Source organism: Paenibacillus sp. BK033, from assembly GCF_004345425.1.
Lineage (GTDB): Bacteria > Bacillota > Bacilli > Paenibacillales > Paenibacillaceae > Pristimantibacillus.
The window spans coordinates 533,330-550,119 of the sequence record NZ_SLVP01000002.1; the positions used below are offsets into that span (position 1 = coordinate 533,330).

13 protein-coding genes are annotated in these 16,790 nt (G+C 52.1%); 4 read left to right on the forward strand and 9 right to left on the reverse strand.

The window, feature by feature from the left end; genetic code table 11:
* Window positions 1-14 precede the first annotated feature (14 nt).
* Together EV294_RS09415 and EV294_RS09420 are read right to left on the reverse strand one after the other, a co-directional pair.
* Entirely contained in the window at window positions 15-1,547 is a 1,533-nt protein-coding gene (locus tag EV294_RS09415) for a flotillin family protein (RefSeq protein ID WP_132306129.1), read from the reverse strand.
* Window positions 1,548-1,575: 28 nt separating this feature from the next.
* Window positions 1,576-2,106, reverse strand: a complete 531-nt coding sequence (locus EV294_RS09420; RefSeq protein ID WP_132306131.1) for an NfeD family protein — start codon at window positions 2,104-2,106, stop codon at window positions 1,576-1,578.
* Window positions 2,107-2,563: 457 nt separating this feature from the next.
* Here EV294_RS09420 and EV294_RS09425 point away from each other — a divergent pair, with 457 nt between their 5' ends.
* A complete protein-coding gene (locus EV294_RS09425) occupies window positions 2,564-5,542 on the forward strand; it encodes a penicillin-binding protein 1A (RefSeq protein ID WP_243711606.1) in 2,979 nt (992 codons plus the stop codon).
* Window positions 5,543-5,803: 261 nt separating this feature from the next.
* Here the strand turns inward: EV294_RS09425 and acsA are convergent, their stop codons facing one another.
* Window positions 5,804-7,528: an acetate--CoA ligase gene (acsA, locus tag EV294_RS09430; protein WP_132306133.1), complete on the reverse strand. Its 1,725-nt coding sequence runs from the start codon at window positions 7,526-7,528 to the stop codon at window positions 5,804-5,806.
* Between the two features lie 237 nt (window positions 7,529-7,765).
* On the opposite strand from acsA, the gene EV294_RS09435 reads away from it, so the two are divergent.
* Both EV294_RS09435 and EV294_RS09440 read left to right on the forward strand, forming a co-directional pair.
* Window positions 7,766-8,401 (forward strand): GNAT family N-acetyltransferase, encoded by a 636-nt coding sequence (locus EV294_RS09435; protein WP_132306135.1) that lies wholly within the window; start codon window positions 7,766-7,768, stop codon window positions 8,399-8,401.
* Between the two features lie 27 nt (window positions 8,402-8,428).
* The gene (locus tag EV294_RS09440; protein ID WP_132306137.1) at window positions 8,429-9,604 is read left to right on the forward strand and encodes an acetoin utilization protein AcuC; all 1,176 of its coding nucleotides are present in this window, start codon (window positions 8,429-8,431) and stop codon (window positions 9,602-9,604) included.
* 61 nt (window positions 9,605-9,665) lie between these two features.
* Here the strand turns inward: EV294_RS09440 and EV294_RS09445 are convergent, their stop codons facing one another.
* From EV294_RS09445 to EV294_RS09460, 4 genes are all read right to left on the reverse strand, one after another.
* Window positions 9,666-10,364 carry a 5'-methylthioadenosine/adenosylhomocysteine nucleosidase gene (locus tag EV294_RS09445; protein WP_132306139.1) on the reverse strand — a complete coding sequence of 233 codons (699 nt, stop codon included), beginning with the start codon at window positions 10,362-10,364 and terminating at the stop codon, window positions 9,666-9,668.
* On the reverse strand, window positions 10,364-11,374 hold the full coding sequence (gene ccpA, locus EV294_RS09450; RefSeq protein ID WP_132306141.1) for a catabolite control protein A: 1,011 nt from the start codon (window positions 11,372-11,374) through the stop codon (window positions 10,364-10,366). The genes EV294_RS09445 and ccpA overlap by 1 nt, the downstream gene beginning before the upstream one ends.
* A gap of 155 nt (window positions 11,375-11,529) precedes the next feature.
* Window positions 11,530-11,943: a hypothetical protein gene (locus EV294_RS09455; RefSeq protein ID WP_132306143.1), complete on the reverse strand. Its 414-nt coding sequence runs from the start codon at window positions 11,941-11,943 to the stop codon at window positions 11,530-11,532.
* 116 nt (window positions 11,944-12,059) lie between these two features.
* Complete coding sequence (locus EV294_RS09460) at window positions 12,060-12,476, reverse strand: VanZ family protein (RefSeq protein WP_132306145.1); 417 nt, start codon at window positions 12,474-12,476, stop codon at window positions 12,060-12,062.
* Window positions 12,477-12,531: 55 nt separating this feature from the next.
* Between EV294_RS09460 and EV294_RS09465 the strand changes: the two genes are divergently transcribed.
* On the forward strand, window positions 12,532-13,059 hold the full coding sequence (locus tag EV294_RS09465; RefSeq protein ID WP_132306147.1) for a type 1 glutamine amidotransferase domain-containing protein: 528 nt from the start codon (window positions 12,532-12,534) through the stop codon (window positions 13,057-13,059).
* Window positions 13,060-13,094: 35 nt separating this feature from the next.
* Here the strand turns inward: EV294_RS09465 and ptsP are convergent, their stop codons facing one another.
* Window positions 13,095-14,843 carry a phosphoenolpyruvate--protein phosphotransferase gene (ptsP, locus tag EV294_RS09470; protein WP_132306149.1) on the reverse strand — a complete coding sequence of 583 codons (1,749 nt, stop codon included), beginning with the start codon at window positions 14,841-14,843 and terminating at the stop codon, window positions 13,095-13,097.
* Window positions 14,840-16,726 carry a glucose PTS transporter subunit IIA gene (locus EV294_RS09475; protein ID WP_132306151.1) on the reverse strand — a complete coding sequence of 629 codons (1,887 nt, stop codon included), beginning with the start codon at window positions 16,724-16,726 and terminating at the stop codon, window positions 14,840-14,842. The genes ptsP and EV294_RS09475 overlap by 4 nt, the downstream gene beginning before the upstream one ends.
* Between the last annotated feature and the right edge of the window lie 64 nt (window positions 16,727-16,790).

The window sequence follows — 16,790 nt, forward strand, 5'->3', positions numbered from 1 at the left end:
TTTTTATGTTTCGTTTATTCTTTTCCCTGGGCAGGCTCCGCAGGCTGCGGGACTTGCACGGGTGCTTCGGCAGCAGCTGCCGTCTGGGACAACGTGCCCGATACCCGGGACGTTAAGCTTTTCATCAGCGAATTGACATCGATTCCGGATACGCTTTTCAGCATCTCCGGCGCTGTCGCCATCAAGCTGGTCACGTAATTGCTTACGCGGGCCGCTCCCTCGCCTTGTCCGGTATCCACAACCGTCAGCTTGTCGATGCTTTTAATCGGTTCTGCCACTTTTCCGGCCAGCTCAGGCAGCATTTTCACAATGATATCGAGAACCGCAGCTTCGCCAAAGCTTTCGAATGCTTGAGCAAGCTTTTCCTTCGCTTCCGCCTCGGCAAGACCGCGCAGACGGATAACCTCGGCTTCCGCCGTCCCTTTCGCGCGCTCTGCGTCGGCGATCGCAAGACCGTCCAGACGCTTTTGCTCGGCAAGCGCCTTCGCTTCCGATTCTATGCGGTATTGCACCGCGTCCGCTTCGCGGAGCTTTTTCGTTTTGTCCGCTTCGGCCGCTTGTTCCACCGCATAACGGTCGGCTTCGGCTTTTTTCTTCACTTCCGCATCGTACTGCTTCTCGCGGCGCAGAATTTCTTTCGCTTCCAGATCGATCTCGCGTTCCTTCCGGACGAGCTCAACCTTCATCTGCTCTTCTACTACGCTTTGCTTCGCGCGCGCTTCCTGAATCGAATAAGCCTGATCCGCTTCCGCCTTCGCCATATCCTGCTCGCGTTTGAAGGAAGCAACCTTCAGCTCCTTCTCTTTAGCGGCTTCGGCGATATTGGTATCGCGCAGAAGCTCGGCCTTTTGCCCTTCTTCCTCGGCAAGCGCCTTCTTGATTCGGGAATCTCTTACCGCTTCCGCCTCCGCAATGTCCGCATCGCGTTTTACGGCGGCAATACGCGGTTTGCCCAGAGCATCCAGGTATCCGTGCTTATCCCGTAAATCCTTGATGGTGAAGGAAACGATCTGAAGACCCATCTTTTTCAAATCCTTGGCTGCGACGCCCTGCACCTCTTGCGCGAATTTGTCGCGGTTCCGGTAAACCTCTTCTACTGTCATCGTACCGAGAATAGCCCTGAGATGACCCTCCAGCACCTCTTGCGCTTCGCTCTTCAGCGCTTCGGTTGGTTTGCCCATGAACTGCTCGGCTGCCGTGGCCACATCCTCGACGATACCTCCGATTTTGATAATCGCCACGCCATCAGCCATAACGGGTACGCCTTGTTCCGTATATACTTCCGGAGTAGAGACGTCCAGCTTGTGGGAGAGCAGCGACAGAAACTCTGCCTTCTGAAAAATCGGAAGGATAAAAGCGCCCCCGCCGCGGACGATTTTGATTTTGCGGCCGGATTCATCCGTGCTTACATTCCGGCTTCCCAAGAACGAACCCGTTACGATCATCGCTTCGTCCGGGCTTACGGTACGGTAGCGCGCCCAAAAGGCAATACCGAGAATAACGAATACGGCAACTACAATAGATGGAATAACAAAATACTCTGGCATGAACTTTCTCCTCTCAGTCTAGCACTTTTTAGTAAGGGTCAAGCTTGGAGACATACAACGTGTTTTCTTTTACTTCGACGATAACAACCCGTGAACCGCCTGGTATAGCGTCACCGTCGAAGCTTGCGGCAATCTGGTTGGTATGTCCCGCACCCGCCTTGACCAGAACTTCGCCATAGCCCTTGGAAGGGATCGCTGTAATCACCTCGGCGATTTTGCCGCTCAGATCCTTCTCCGAAAACGCAATCGAATTCTCGCTTTCGCTCATCGGTTTAACGTACAGGAAATAACCGCTGCCGCCGATAACCACGCCGCCGGCAAGAGCAAGAATGAATACGGCCGCAAGACCTAGCGCCGTGTAATGCGCGAGCAGCAGCCCCGCACCGCCGAATGCGGTAATTCCGCCAACCAAGGTTGTCGGATTAAGCCACGGATGGCCGTCCAGCGACAAGAAATCAAGAATGCCGCCCAGCGCGTGACCGATCAAATCCCCAAGCAGTGCGCTAATAATGGCATATAAAGCTCCGCCGATGAGACAACCCCAAAATACCGCCTCCAACTTCCTCCTCCTCTCACAGCAACCATATGCTGTTAATTCATACGCGAATACCCCCGCTTTTGTTTCGGAAAAATGGGGGATTTCTAATCGCAAGCTTTATTTTTTTAATGATTCCAAGCATTGGCGGCGCAATTATTCCCATTAACCATACAACTTTTCCTGACCTGCTACGTCTATATAGACGGCTAGGGGATGTCGCGCCTCGTCCCCGCAGAAAGTGCGCTGCCGAAACCAAACATTTGGGCAAGATAACAATGCATGAAAATGCGCGACGTTCAGAACGGGGTTGCCGGTGCAAAGAAGCCAATGATTGGCACCATTCGAGCTAACTCCACGCCTATTAACCATTTTGGGAGTCGCTACCACAGAGCTAAAGGGAAGTCAATCATGCTAGTGCTCCAAATAAACGTTCTGTGTTATAATAGGTTCTGGTCATTTAGAGGGGGAATTTGTACATATGCAAGAAGAAGATCGCAAATCGCCGCCCCGCAGGAGCGGATGGCGTACTTTCGGAATCATATCATTGATGACTGTCAAATGGCTCATTTATTTCGGCATTTTTATCGGTTTATTAACCGGCGGGGCCGTGACCGGCTATGTCGCCTCGCTAGTCAAGGACGAGGTTGTGCGTCCTCGCACATTAATTGAGGAAAAAGTAAACGAAAATTCGATTACAGGATATGTGTATTTCAACGACGATACGCTGGTTGGCCAGCTTCGGACCGAAGAGGACCGTACGCCGATCGAATACGACGATCTGCCTCAGCAGGTTATCGACGCCGTGCTTGCCATTGAAGACAATAATTTCATGCATCACAAAGGCGTCGACATCAGCGGCCTTGGACGGGCCGTCAAACAGAAGCTCTTAAATGAAGATACGCAAACCGGCGGCAGCACTCTGACGCAGCAGCTGGCGCGACGCGTATTCCTCAGCTTGGACAAGACGGACAGCCGCAAAGTCAAAGAGATGTTTCTTGCACTTCGGATGGAACGTTACTTGACCAAAGGCGAGATTCTCGCCGCTTACTTGAACAAAGTGCCATTTGGCAACGGATCCAGCGGTTATAATCTATACGGCATTAAGTCGGCGGCCCGGGGTCTGTTCAATATCACCGACCTTAACCAATTAAATATTGCGCAGGCGGCTTATCTGGCCGGACTGCCGCAGCGCCCTTCCGCTTATACCGCGTTCACCAGCAAAGGGCAATTCGATGAGGAAGGCTTCCAGCTAGCGGTGGAGCGCCAAGGCACTGTTTTGTCGCAAATGCTGAAGTTCGGACGGATTACGAAGCAGCAATATGATGAAGCGAAAGCTTTCGATATCCGCTCCTCCCTTGCGCCGCCATCGGAGAAGGCTTATACCACTTATCCATACCTGATGCTGGAGGCGGAACGCCAGGCAGCTGAAATCCTGGTACTTCAGGAAAACCCGAAGCTTACGCAGGCAGACTTGAAGAAGAAGGAAAACTCCGCGCTTGTAGAAGATGCCCGTCAGCGCCTGCTCAACGGCGGTTATCATGTCTATACGACGATTGATAAAGACATCTACAAGATCATGCACGATATCGCGGCGAACCCTAAGAACTTCTCGGCATTCAGCAAGGAGAAGGGTCTCGAGCAGACTGCGGCTGTCATGATCGACCACAAGACCGGCGCGATTCTAAGCATGCTGGAAGGCCGCGACTTCTATGAGGAGCAAATGAACTTTGCCACCCAGATGACGCGTCAGCCAGGCTCCGCGATGAAAACAATCGCTGCCTACCTGCCAGCCATCGATAAAGGACTCATACAGCCTGCGAGTATCGTCGATGATGCTCCCGTCGTGCTGAAGGATGGACAAAAAGGCTTCCACATCCCGAAAAACTCGACGAACCGATACCTTGGGCTGGTAACGGCGCGCGAAGCGTTAAACCGCTCGCTCAATCTGCCGGCTATCAAGATTTTCCTTGACGATGTTACGATCAAAGGCGCTTGGAGCTTCGCACGCGAGCTTGGCATTACAACCTTGCAGCCGCAGGACGACAATGCGCAGACCGGCGTAATCGGTGGCCTTAGCATCGGGGTTTCGGTTGAAGAGCTCACGAATGCCTATGGCGCTATACCGAACAAAGGCGTCTTTAACGATGCTTACATGATCTCGAAAATCACCGATTCGCAAGGAAAACCGGTTTACGAGCATAAAGCTGCTCCAAAACAGGTATTCTCGCCGCAAACGGCATTCCTCGTTACCGACATGCTGAAGACGGTCGTATCGAGCGGTCAAGGTACGGCACACTCCTTGACAAGTGATTTCAAGCAATACGGTAAAATTCCGATCGCGGGCAAAACCGGTACGACGCAAAGCTACGGCGACGTATGGTTTATGGGCTTCACCCCGGATGTAACCCTGGGCGTATGGGCGGGTTATGAAGAACAGATTCATACGTTGTCCGACCCCGGCAAGAAGCGGGCACGCTCCATCTGGGCGCTTATGATGAACGAAATTACGAAAGCCAAGCCCGAGCTCTTCCCGACGAAGGAATTCGAACGTCCTTCCGGTCTTGTAAAAGCTACGGTATCCAGCGCAAGCGGCAAGCTTCCAAGCCAGTTGACGAAGGAAGCGGGCATGCTTGTTACAGACTGGTTCAATCAGAAGTATTTGCCGAAGGAAACCGACGACGCTTTAGTGAAAATGGCGTATATTCCTTTCAACGGCGTTAACTATGTACCTAATCCTGCCACACCGCAGGATATGGTCCGCGAACGAATCGTGATCAAACGGAAGAAACCGCTTGACGAATTAATGGAAGAAATCAAGGCAGCGCAAGAGAAGCTTCCGGCAAGCAGCAGAAAGTCGCTTGAATCTTATCTGCCTGCAGACGCGGATTCCAACGCGCCTTCCAAAGTAGATCCTCGGGTCGATGACGGTAATGCGCCAAATGCTCCAAGCAATGTGAAACTGCAATCCATTGGCTCCGGAGTCGTTATGCTGACCTTCACGGGCGGCACCGAGAAGGACATCGTAGGCTACCGGGTCTATCAGTCGGTTAACGGACAGCCAGTCCAGAAGATTGGGGAATCCATTCTCGTTGGCGACGAGCTCAAGGCAAAAATTACGGTATCCGGCAATCAAGGCTACAGCTTCTACGTCACTGCGGTTGACGTAGCAGGCAAAGAATCGGCAGCAAGTCAAGTAGTTACCTTCGGAAAAGGAGCAGTCGAGCTTCCGGGCCTTCCTGGATTGCCTGGCGATAACACCGATAACGGCAGTAACCAAGGGTCGGAGCATCCGGATTTGGCCCCTCCTTCCTCGCCGAGCGGCTTGGCAGCGGCCCCTACCGATTTGAGCGTGCTGCTGACATGGAACGCTAACGCGGATGCCGAATACGTTACGACCTATCATGTATTTTTTAGCGCAAATAACGACGGTAAATACGTTGAGGTAGGAAAAACGTAAAATCCAAGCTTTGAATATGCTTCGCCTTTAACGACCGGTACCTTCTACGTCATTGCGGAAAATGACACCGGCAAATCCCCTCCTTCGCAGCAAGTTAAAGTGGGGAAATAAATACTCGGATTCCTTGAACAAGTTTACAATGGGGGGAATCCGTGTACAAAGGCGAGTCTCCAGAATCATTCAATCTGCTCCTTTAAGAAAAAGAACAGAAAAAAGCGCCACGGACTAATTCCGTGGCGCTTTTTAAATACTGTCAATATATTAGTCCTCGATTGTTGACAAGTCGCCTGTTGGAAGGTTAAGCTCCCAAGCTTTAAGGACGCGGCGCATGATTTTGCCGCTGCGCGTCTTCGGCAATTTATCTTTGAACTCGATTTCGCGCGGCGCGGCATGAGCCGATAATCCGACCTTTACGAATTGCGCAATCTCGGCCTTCAGCTCATCCGAAGCCGTATAGCCCTCACGAAGCGCGATAAACGCTTTAATAATCTCGCCGCGCATAGGGTCCGGCTTGCCGATTACGCCGGCTTCGGCGACCGCTGGATGCTCTACAAGCTTGCTTTCAACTTCAAACGGACCTACTCGTTCCCCGGCTGTGTTGATGACATCATCGATTCGGCCCTGGAACCAGAAGTAACCGTCTTCATCCATGTAAGCAGAGTCTCCGGAAATGTACCAGCCTTGAATACGGAAATATTCTTCGTACTTCGAAGGATTGTTCCAAATTTTGCGCATCATCGATGGCCATGGAGTCTGCACGGCGAGGTTACCCATGCGATACGGCGGAAGTTCGTTGCCCTGATCGTCGATAATCGCCGCTTTGACGCCTGGCAGCGGTTTACCCATCGACCCCGGCTTAATATCCATTGACGGATAATTGCAGATCAGCTGAGCGCCCGTTTCCGTCATCCACCAGGTATCATGGATACGTTGTTTGTACACTTTCATTCCCCAGCGCACAACCTCCGGGTTAAGCGGTTCGCCAACGCTGAGCACGTGACGCAGGCTCGACAGGTCAAACGAGCTGGAAAGGTCATCTCCTGCTCCCATCAGCATACGGAACGCGGTAGGAGCACTATACCATACCGTTACGCCGTATTTTTGAATCGTGCCGTACCAATCGCTTGGGCTAAAGCGTCCGCCGCGAATAACGTTAGTCGCTCCGTTCAGCCATGGCGCGAAGACACCGTAAGAGGTTCCCGTTACCCAGCCCGGGTCGGCCGTACACCAGTAAATATCGCCTTCCTTCAGATCGAGTACGATTTTACCCGTGTAGTAATGCTGAATCATGGCGTTCTGTACGTGGAAGACCCCTTTAGGCTTGCCGGTCGAACCGGAAGTATAATGGAGAATCAGGCCATCCTCGCGGTCGAGCCATTCGATCTCGGCTTCTTCCGAAGCTTGCGCCATCTCCGCGCTGAAATCGACAATAACATCATCAGTCGCTACGTTCTCGCCAAATACAAAAATATGTTTCAAGTTAGGCAGCTCGTCGCGTTTAATACGCGGAAGAAGAGCCGGTGTTGTAATAATCGCCGTTGCTTCGCTGTCCTGCAGGCGGTCTTTGACAGCCGTCTCCATAAACGCTTCGAATAACGGTCCAACCACGGCACCTACCTTCAATACGCCAAGTACGCCAAAATACAATTCCGGTGTGCGCGGCATAAAGATAAATACGCGTTCGCCTTTTCCGATACCGTACTTCCGCAGCACGTTCGCGAACCGGTTCGACTGCTTGCTCATTTGTTCGTACGTATAAGATTCGTCTCGTGTGTTGTCACTATAATAAAGGGCAATATTCGACCCTTTGCCAGACTCCACATGACGGTCAATGGCTTCGTACGCCATGTTAACTTTCCCTGTTTCATGCCAGCTGAATTGGCTTTCAATCTCTTCCCATTTGAAATCATTCGCTGCTTGCTCGTAATTCTTAAGATTCGGATTTGTTGCCACTGCTGGAATTCGTTCTTGATGCAAGTTGATCATTCTATCACTCTCCCATCAAATCTGTTAAACCTTAACCGTAAAGAATACGCTTACAAATGCTAGCCGGATCTCGCAGGCAAACAAGCCGTCTATCGTTCGCGTCTTTTCCGGTTACTCAACCGCCACAACAATTATAGCATAATGAGTTTCCATTCGACTATGCTTTTCATTTTCCCCGATGTTTGCTATAACCTTAAATATAAGGGAGCTCACGGCCTCGGAAAGGAGATACCGTTATTGGAGCATCGCAAAATGTATCAAAGGCAGCAGATTGATTTGCGGGACGGCCGAATTTGCATTATTGAAGGCCCCGTTCCGCCGGAATCCTTGCGAACTCTCGCCATGCATGCGGACCTGGACGCGTTTCGGCGGCCAAGGGACCAGCATGAAGCGCTGGTAGAGATTGCCGGTCTAGAAGAAGGACGCATTATTCTAGCCCGCGTAGACGAGCTGATTGTTGGTTACGTTACCTTTCATTACCCGGATGAATTGGAACGCTGGTACGAAGCCGGCATGCCGGATTTAGTAGAGCTGGGGGCGATCGAGGTAGCCGATCAATATCGTTCCTATGGGCTCGGCAAAAAAATGATTCAATTGGCTTTTGCAGAGGATCAGCTTGAAAATATGATCGTCTTTACCACAGAGTATTACTGGCATTGGGATTTGGAAGGAACCAAGCTGAGCGTATGGGAGTATCGGGGCATTATGGAGAAGCTGATGAAATCCGTCGGCATGGTCTGGTACGCAACCGATGATCCGGAGATTTGCTCGCATCCTGCCAACTGCTTGATGGTTCGCATCGGCAAGGAAGTACCGCAGGAGTCAGAAGAGCAATTCGATCGAATCCGCTTCCGGCAGCGTTTCATGTATTAGCGTGTTTTTTATTTGGGAGGTTAAGAAGTGACTAACGCTATATTCGTTCATCATTCTGACAGTACCCGTTATCAATTTGGGGAGCAGCATCCTTTCAGCCCGTTTCGCATCGCTCTTACGCTTGATTTGCTGCAGGCTGCGGGAGCGCTTCGCCAAGAACAGATTAACTCCCCTTCTGCTACGGCAGACGAGGAGCTGCTTGCGCTCGTTCACCGGGCGGATTACATAAATGCCGTTCAGCAGCTAAGCATGGACATCCCTGCTCAGACTGCGGCGTCGGCTGCCGGAAAATACGGCCTGGATACGGAGGATACCCCCTTTTTTCCCGGTATGCACAACGCAGCGGCTACCATAACCGCCGGCTCCGTTCACGCTGCCGAACTCGTCATGAGCGGCCAAGCCTTACATGCTTATCACATGGCCGGCGGACTCCACCACGCCTTTCCTGACCGCGGAGCAGGCTTCTGCGTCTATAACGATGCCGCCGTTGCCATTCAATACATACGCCAGACCTACGGGGCGCGAGTTCTCTATATCGATACCGATGTCCATCACGGGGACGGCGTGCAATGGAGCTTTTACCATGACCCGGATGTTTGCACCTACTCCATTCATGAAACAGGCAAATTCCTCTTCCCCGGAACCGGATTTGTCCATGAGAAAGGAGCGGACGCTGGTTACGGAGCCTGCTATAACGTTCCGATGGAGCCGTATACAGAGGATGATTCCTGGCTGGAGTGCTTTCGCGCCTCGGTAACGAAAATCGCGGAAGCCTTTAAACCCGACATTATCGTCAGCCAGCATGGCTGCGACGCGCATGCCTATGACCCTTTATCGCATATTCATTGCAGCATGCGGATCTATCAGGAAATGCCTATGATCATCCATGAGCTTGCCCACAAGCATGCCGAGGGGCGTTGGGTGGCTTTAGGTGGCGGCGGTTATGACTGGTGGCGGGTTGTGCCGAGAGCATGGTCCCTTGTCTGGCTGACGATGACGGATAATCCGATCATCGACCGGCTCAACCGTCAAGAGGACGTTCCTCTGCCTCAAGCCTGGCTGGATAAATGGTCCGCCTCAAGCCCCGATCCCTTGCCTGTCAGCTGGCTGGATGATATGAGCGAGGTCCTGCCTATTCCCCGGAGAGCCGAGATTGAGAGTAAAAACCGACAGACTGTTGCTATTGCCATCCAAGATCTATAAGAGGCCTTTATCGGAGATTAAAAAACGTCCGTACCTTTAGGTACGGACGTTCCTATTTGCATTAAATATGCTGGATCATGTCATCAATAATCGCATAAGAATTGTTCGCTGCCGTTACCGTAAACTCCGCGTAATTCACATGCGCCGAACCGTCGGCTTTATCCGACATCGAGCGGATAACAACAAACGGTACTTCATTCAAATCGCACACATGCGCCACCGAAGCGCCTTCCATCTCCGCGCACGCGCCCTGCATGTTCTCGTACAGCTCGCGAACCGTATCGCGGCTTGCGATGAACTGATCGCCGGACAGTACTTTGCCAACCAGGCTGCGCCCTTCAAACAAACGCTCGCTTGCTTCCGTTGCAAGCTTGACCAGCCGTTCGTCGGCCGCGAACTCCGAACGCTCCTGATAAGGAATAACCCCTTTGGCGAATCCGAGCGGCGTTACGTCCATATCATGCTGTACGCAGCTGGACGAAACCACGATATCGCCGATATTCAGACGCGGATCAAGCGCGCCTGCTACGCCGGTAAACAACACGCTGTCAACACCCAGATCAATCAGAATCTGCGTGCAGACAGCTGCGTTAACTTTCCCTACACCGGATTTGCAGAACACAACCGTCTTACCATGAAGCTGGCCTTCATAATAGGTAATGCCAGCCTTCGTTACACTGTTTGTTACATTCACGTTTTGGTGCAGCAGCTCGATCTCTTCGACCATTGCACCGATAATACCGATTTTATTAAAAGCCATTATGCTTGCAAACCTCCAACGGATTGCCGAACAACAATTTCATGCGGCAAAATGACTTTCGCGTGTTCGACAACTTCCTTCTTCATCAGCTTGGTGAGCAGACGCATCGATACCGCACCGATATCATACATCGGCTGAGCGACGGCGGTCAGCTGCGGACGAACCATCGAAGCCATACGCGTATTGTCAACGCTGATAACCGAGACATCGTCAGGCACTTTCAGACCGGAGTCTTGAATGCAATGAATGGCGCCGATCGCCATTTCATCCGTTGCGGCAAACACGGCAGTAGGACGCACAGACAAGTCGATGAAATATTTCATGGCTTCAACACCGGATTCGTAACGGTAATTACCCGTGCGAACCAGCGTTTCATCATAAGGAATGCCGGAGTCTTCAAGCGCACGCTTGTACCCTTGGAAACGGGCATAACCATTAGCCGGGTCCTGCAGCGTACCGCTGATCATCGCAATACGCTTGTGGCCTTCCTGGACCAGCTTGCGCACGGCGTCGTAAGCGGCTTCTTCGTGGTTAATGTCAACAGACGGAATTTGACCGTTCTCGTCCGTTGTCGCGCAAAGGACGATTGGCACGTTAGCGGTCTTAAATGCCTGCATATGTTCTTCCGTCACAGCGCCGCCCATAAAGAGCAGCCCGTCCACTTGCTTCTCCAGAAGCGTGTTGATAACGCGGATCTCTTTGTCCTTCTTCTTGTCCGCATTACACAAAATAATATTATAATGGTACATATTCGCAATATCTTCGATTCCACGCGCAACCTCGGCGAAATTGGCATTCGAAATATCCGGAATGACAACGCCGACGGTAGTCGTTTTCTTGCTGGCCAAGCCCCGAGCAACCGCATTTGGACGATACCCAAGTCGTTCAATAGCCTCGTATACCTTTTTGCGCGTTGCCGGCTTCACGTTCGGATTGTTGTTCACAACCCGGGAAACCGTAGCCATCGATACTCCTGCTTCTCTTGCTACATCATAAATGGTAACCGTCACGGTACTTCTCTCCAATATCTCAAATTTTATTTACGTTCGCTGCATATTAACGTAATCATACGACAAAATATTACTTTTCGCAATGTTAGCGCATGCACTGGCGTCAATCCGTGCTTCATCCTGCAGCGAAATGGAGAGTGATATTCCCGTATGGCTTATGTATGCATGGACCGTCTGCTAAGTTGAGATAGCCTTTTGTTAATATCAGCAATCCATTCCTCATCATGAAGCGATTGCGCAATCAGATGCAGGTCGAGCAGGTTGTTGATGCGCTCCTGCGTCAGCCGTTCAATCTGATACGGATCCGGCTGACTTTTGTCCTCGCTTGCTTCTACGAGCAAATCTGCCCATTCGTTGCATTCATTAAACAAAAACGTTTGCTTCGGAGGCTCTTGGCCCAGTTTTGCGATGAGTCCGGTCAGATCCGGCTTCACATCGGGAAGTACTTCGCTGCGGCTGCATACCGAGCATGAATAAATCGGAACATTGTCAATTTCGACTTTCCCCGAATAAATCACTGTACGCAGTTTCATCTTCATGATGTCACCGCAATGACACCTTTTCTGCACTTTGGTCAACTCCCTTTACGCGCTTCTCTTCCGTTCCTTTTTTTCTATTTCGAGATGCGTAAAAGATTCGACCTTTTCTGCATAAAATCCTGCTTATCCGCACTATGTAATTTTTACTATGGGGCAACTTTCCGCCAACGCTTCTTCAAGAATGGAATCGATACCAGGATGACCCAAACGGCCGCACCGATCATATCGTTGCGGATATCCATCACATCGGGCATCCTGCCGCCAACAAAGGATTGATGGTATTCATCCGTCACCCCGTACAGACCGCATCCGATAATAATCGACAGCTTACTGAGAAAGCGGTCGCCCTTTTTTCCAGCGCCGTAATCGAAGGCGGCAGCCAATATAAAGTAAGCGAGGAAATGCCCCCAGTCGAAGCTCGCCATATGCGGGAAAAACTTCCGGAAAAACGGCAGCATCGTATTCATCTCATCGCCTGTGCGGGAGGAAAATCCGAAAATAACCGCCATCCAAATCACTGCCGGCGCAAAACGGAGAATCCGGCGTCTGTTCGTTTGATTCATGTGTTCTCCTTCGTTACAATGAATATGAAATAATAAATACGGGAGGAAATCAATCATGTCGTTACATAATAAAACCGTTATTTGTCTGCTTGACGACGAATTCGAGGATCTCGAGCTTTGGTATCCGGTGTACCGCGTCCGCGAAGCCGGAGCCACCGTCCTGTATGCCGGCCCTGAAAAGGGCAAGAAGCATATCGGAAAATACGGCGTTCCCGCTGTAGCCGACCTCTCCTTCGACGAGGTCAACAGCGCCGATATTGCCGGCCTGCTCGTTCCCGGCGGCTGGGCACCGGACAAGCTGCGACGTTATCCAAAGGTGCTGCAGCTTGTCCGGGAGCTTGACGCGGCCGGCAAACCGATCGGCCAAATCTGTCATGCCGGCTGGGTTCTCATTTCCGCCAAGATCCTGCAAGGACGCAAAGTCACTTCCACGCCGGGCATTCGCGACGATATGGAAAACGCCGGCGCCGAATGGTTCGATGAAGCGGTTGTGGTCGACGGCAACCTGATCTCCGCACGCCGTCCGCCGGATTTGCCGCCTTATGCTAAGGCGTTTGTCGATGCTCTGGAGCAGCAAGCTTAAGCTCCATACGGCATGAAGACAAAAGGAGCCGCCCGCTAAATCGCGGAGGCTGCCCCTTTTTCGTCAACCGAATCCATAAACTGCTTCAGCTTCTTATGAATCTCCGCGCTCATGCGGCATTCCAGCAGCTGCGGCAGCAGCGAGCGGCTGTCTTCCTGCGTTGTGCAGAGCAGCCGCTCTTTCACTTGCAGAATGGAATGGGAGGACATGCTGATTTCATCCACATCAAGCCCCAGCCAGATCGGCAGGGCACGCAGATCGCCGGCAAGCTCGCCGCAAACTCCTACCTTGATTCCATGCCGCTTGGCCGCTTCAACCGTCTGCTTCAGCATGCGAAGCACCGCGGGGTGAAACGGTTCGTACATATAACTGATTTCATCGTTCATCCGGTCGACCGCCAGAGTGAACTGGACAAGATCGTTTGTACCGATGCTGAAGAAATCAACCTCCTGCGCAAGCAAATCCGCCAGCATTACCGCAGCGGGCACTTCAACCATAATGCCCACCTGGATGCCCGGATCGTAAGAGATCCCTTCTCTTTCCAGCTCCTGCTTGGCTTCCGCCAGCACCTGGTTAGCTCCTCTTACTTCCTCTACCGACGAAATCAGAGGATACATCACCTTTACCTGTCCAAAGCTGCTTGCGCGCAAAATGGCTCTCAGCTGCGTCTTGAACAGGTCCTTGCGATCCAGCGAGATCCGAATGGCCCGGTATCCAAGGAACGGATTATCCTCTTCCGGAATATTGAAGTAATCGAGCTGCTTATCTCCGCCGATATCCAGCGTCCGGATAATAAGCGGCTCGCCGCCCAGCTTCTCGGCGACGCTTTTGTAAACCTCGAACTGCTCCTCCTCCTTGGGAAAACGGTTCCGGTCCATATACAGAAACTCCGTGCGGAACAATCCAACGCCATGCGCCCCGCTCGACAACGCGACCTCCAGCTCCTTCAGAGAGCTGATATTGGCCGCCAGACCAAGCACCTTGCCGTCCGGGGTCACCGACTGATGACCGGCAATGCTGCTTAGGCGATGTCTCGCTTCCGCCTGTCTGGTTTGAAGCTCGGAGTAATGCCGGACTAACGAGTCATCGGGTTCAATAAACAGCAGACCTTCCGTACCGTCAATAATAAGAGATTGGCCGGTCTGGATCGGCTCCTCCAGCTTTGCCTCCACCCCTACGACTAGCGGAACGCCGAGAGCGCGGGCCATTATGGCGGAATGAGAGGTCGAGCTTCCGGCAAGCGTAACAATGCCAAGCACGTTGTTCGGGTTAATGTGGGCCAGCTGGGATGGAGACAGCTCCCGCGCGATCAGAATAAAAGGCTGCGTATCGGATGGGAGAGTAATCTCCGGAGCGCCAAGCAGATGCTTGAGCAGACGGTTCCCGACATCTTTAATATCGAGGGCGCGTTCCTTCATGTACTCGTCATCGAGCAGATCAAACATCGTTACAAAGTGATCGATGGCTTCCTTCACCGCAACTTCCGCAGCTTTGTATTGACGCTGGATGATCCCCTGAATCTCGTTCATAAACACCGGATCGTCCAAAATCGCCAGATGCGCGTCGAAAATTTGCGTCTCGTCGGAGCCTACCACTTCCCTTAGCTCATCCTTGATCTGTTCGATCTCATGCTTGGATGTGCGTATTCCCTCGTAGACCCTCTCGAACTCCCGCGCAAAATCAGCAACATCGACACGCTGCTCGGGAAATTCCCATTCCCAGTTCGGCAGTACAAACGACTTCCCGATCGCAATGCCGGCCGAAGCGCCTATTCCTTGTATCATGGTTTTTCCCCTCCACCATTTCTCTCTTTAAGGACAACGGACAAAACCGAAGACTGCCCCTTCTTCACTGCTTTAAACGGCGCGAAGCGCCAGGAATGAACAAGATCCGAATTGGTAATAACCATCGGCGTAGCAAGAGATTTGCTTTCCTTGCGGACACGCTGCAGATCAAAGCGCACGAGCATATCGCCCGGCATAACTTCCTGTCCTTCTTCGACGACCGCTTTGAAATACGATTTTCCGGTGAGCTTGGAAGTATCGATGCCGATATGAAGCAGAACCTCAAGCCCTTCCTGCGTGCGAATGCCTACGGCATGCATCGTTGGGTACACGATTATAACGGTGCCCTTTACAGGCGATACAAGCTCGCCCTTCTCGGGAATGAAGGCAACGCCTTGTCCAACCAGCTTGCCTGCGAATATCGGATCGGGAACATCCTCAAGCGGAATCATGCGTCCTTGGACAGGCGAACTGAACAACACCTGCTCCTGGTCGCGTTGAATGGCTTTTAGCATCTCTGCCCGAATCAATTCCGAATACGTGCCGAATACAACCTGGACGTTGCCTCCGCCAAGTCTAAGCACCCCAGCCGCACCCAGGTTTCTCAAGGCGTTATTGTCAAGCAGCTTCTCGTTGGAAACCTTGAGGCGAAGCCTTGTGATACAGGACTCCATCTGCACAATATTGTCCTTGCCGCCGATTGCTTGCAGGATCAGGGGAGCGCGGTATGGAATGTCGCCAGCCCATTCGTCGAGCTGCGAACCTTCCTCGCGTCCCGGGGTAGGAATCCGGAACCGGTTGATTGCCCAGCGGAACACCACGTAATACACAAGTCCAACAACAATCCCGATGGGGATCAGCAGCCAGCCTCTCGTAGCCAGATGTTCGTTAATAATGTAATCGATAACGCCGCCGGAGAAAGAAAACCCGTGCCGGATGCCCAATTCATAGGTGACCCACATAATGACGCCAGACAATATCGCATGCACCACGAACAAATAAGGCGCTACAAACAAGAAGGCAAACTCAACCGGCTCCGTGACTCCTGTCAGAAAAGAAGCCAATGACGCATAGAGGAACGTCTTGCGGATCTTCGGCTTCAAATCTTCCCTGGCCTCGTGAATGATGGCGAACGCTATTGCCGGCAAAGCAAACATGACAATCGGATACATGCCGGCCATAAATGCCCCCGCTGTCGGATCGCCGGCGAAAAACCGCGGCAAATCGCCGTATACCATCGATCCGTCCGCCGTCTCGTACCCCCCCACCTGGAACCAGAACACATGGCTGAGCAGGTGATGCAGGCCAAACACGACAAGAATGCGGTACAGAAATCCAAACAAAAACACGCCAAAGCCGCCGCCGGAAGCGACGATATCGCCCAGCCCCTCCAGCATGCGCTGAATTAACGGCGCGACGCCGATCATGGCCATGGACAGGATAACGGTTACAACACTGACGAATAAAGGCACAAACCGGGGTCCGCCGAAAAACTGTATGTATTCCGGCAAGCGCAGGTTCTTAAAACGTTCGTAACTGAAGCCGGATATCATACCGATGATGGAGCCTACGAACACGGTAGGTTCAATCTGCGGATCCGCGGTACCGGTTACGCCGACATAGATTACCATCCCCGCGAGCGCAGCCATACCGGCTGCCAGAGCGTTGCCCGTTAAACCAAGCGAGACGCCAAGGGCGAACATATAAGGAAGAAACGTAAAAATCGCGTGGCCTGCCGCCTTTAGATAATCGGCGGCATTGGGAATTCCAAGAAGATCCCATGGCAGCTGGCTTAAAAATAAAAAGATTGCGGCGGCGGGAAGAACGATCATAGGCAGCATGAAAGCCCGTCCAAGCTGCTGAAACCTTCCTAGAAAATTCACTTTGTCACCTCCTAAAAAGAATTGCGAAGCAATTCTTACTTCGTAAGCATGGACTTAAAGAATT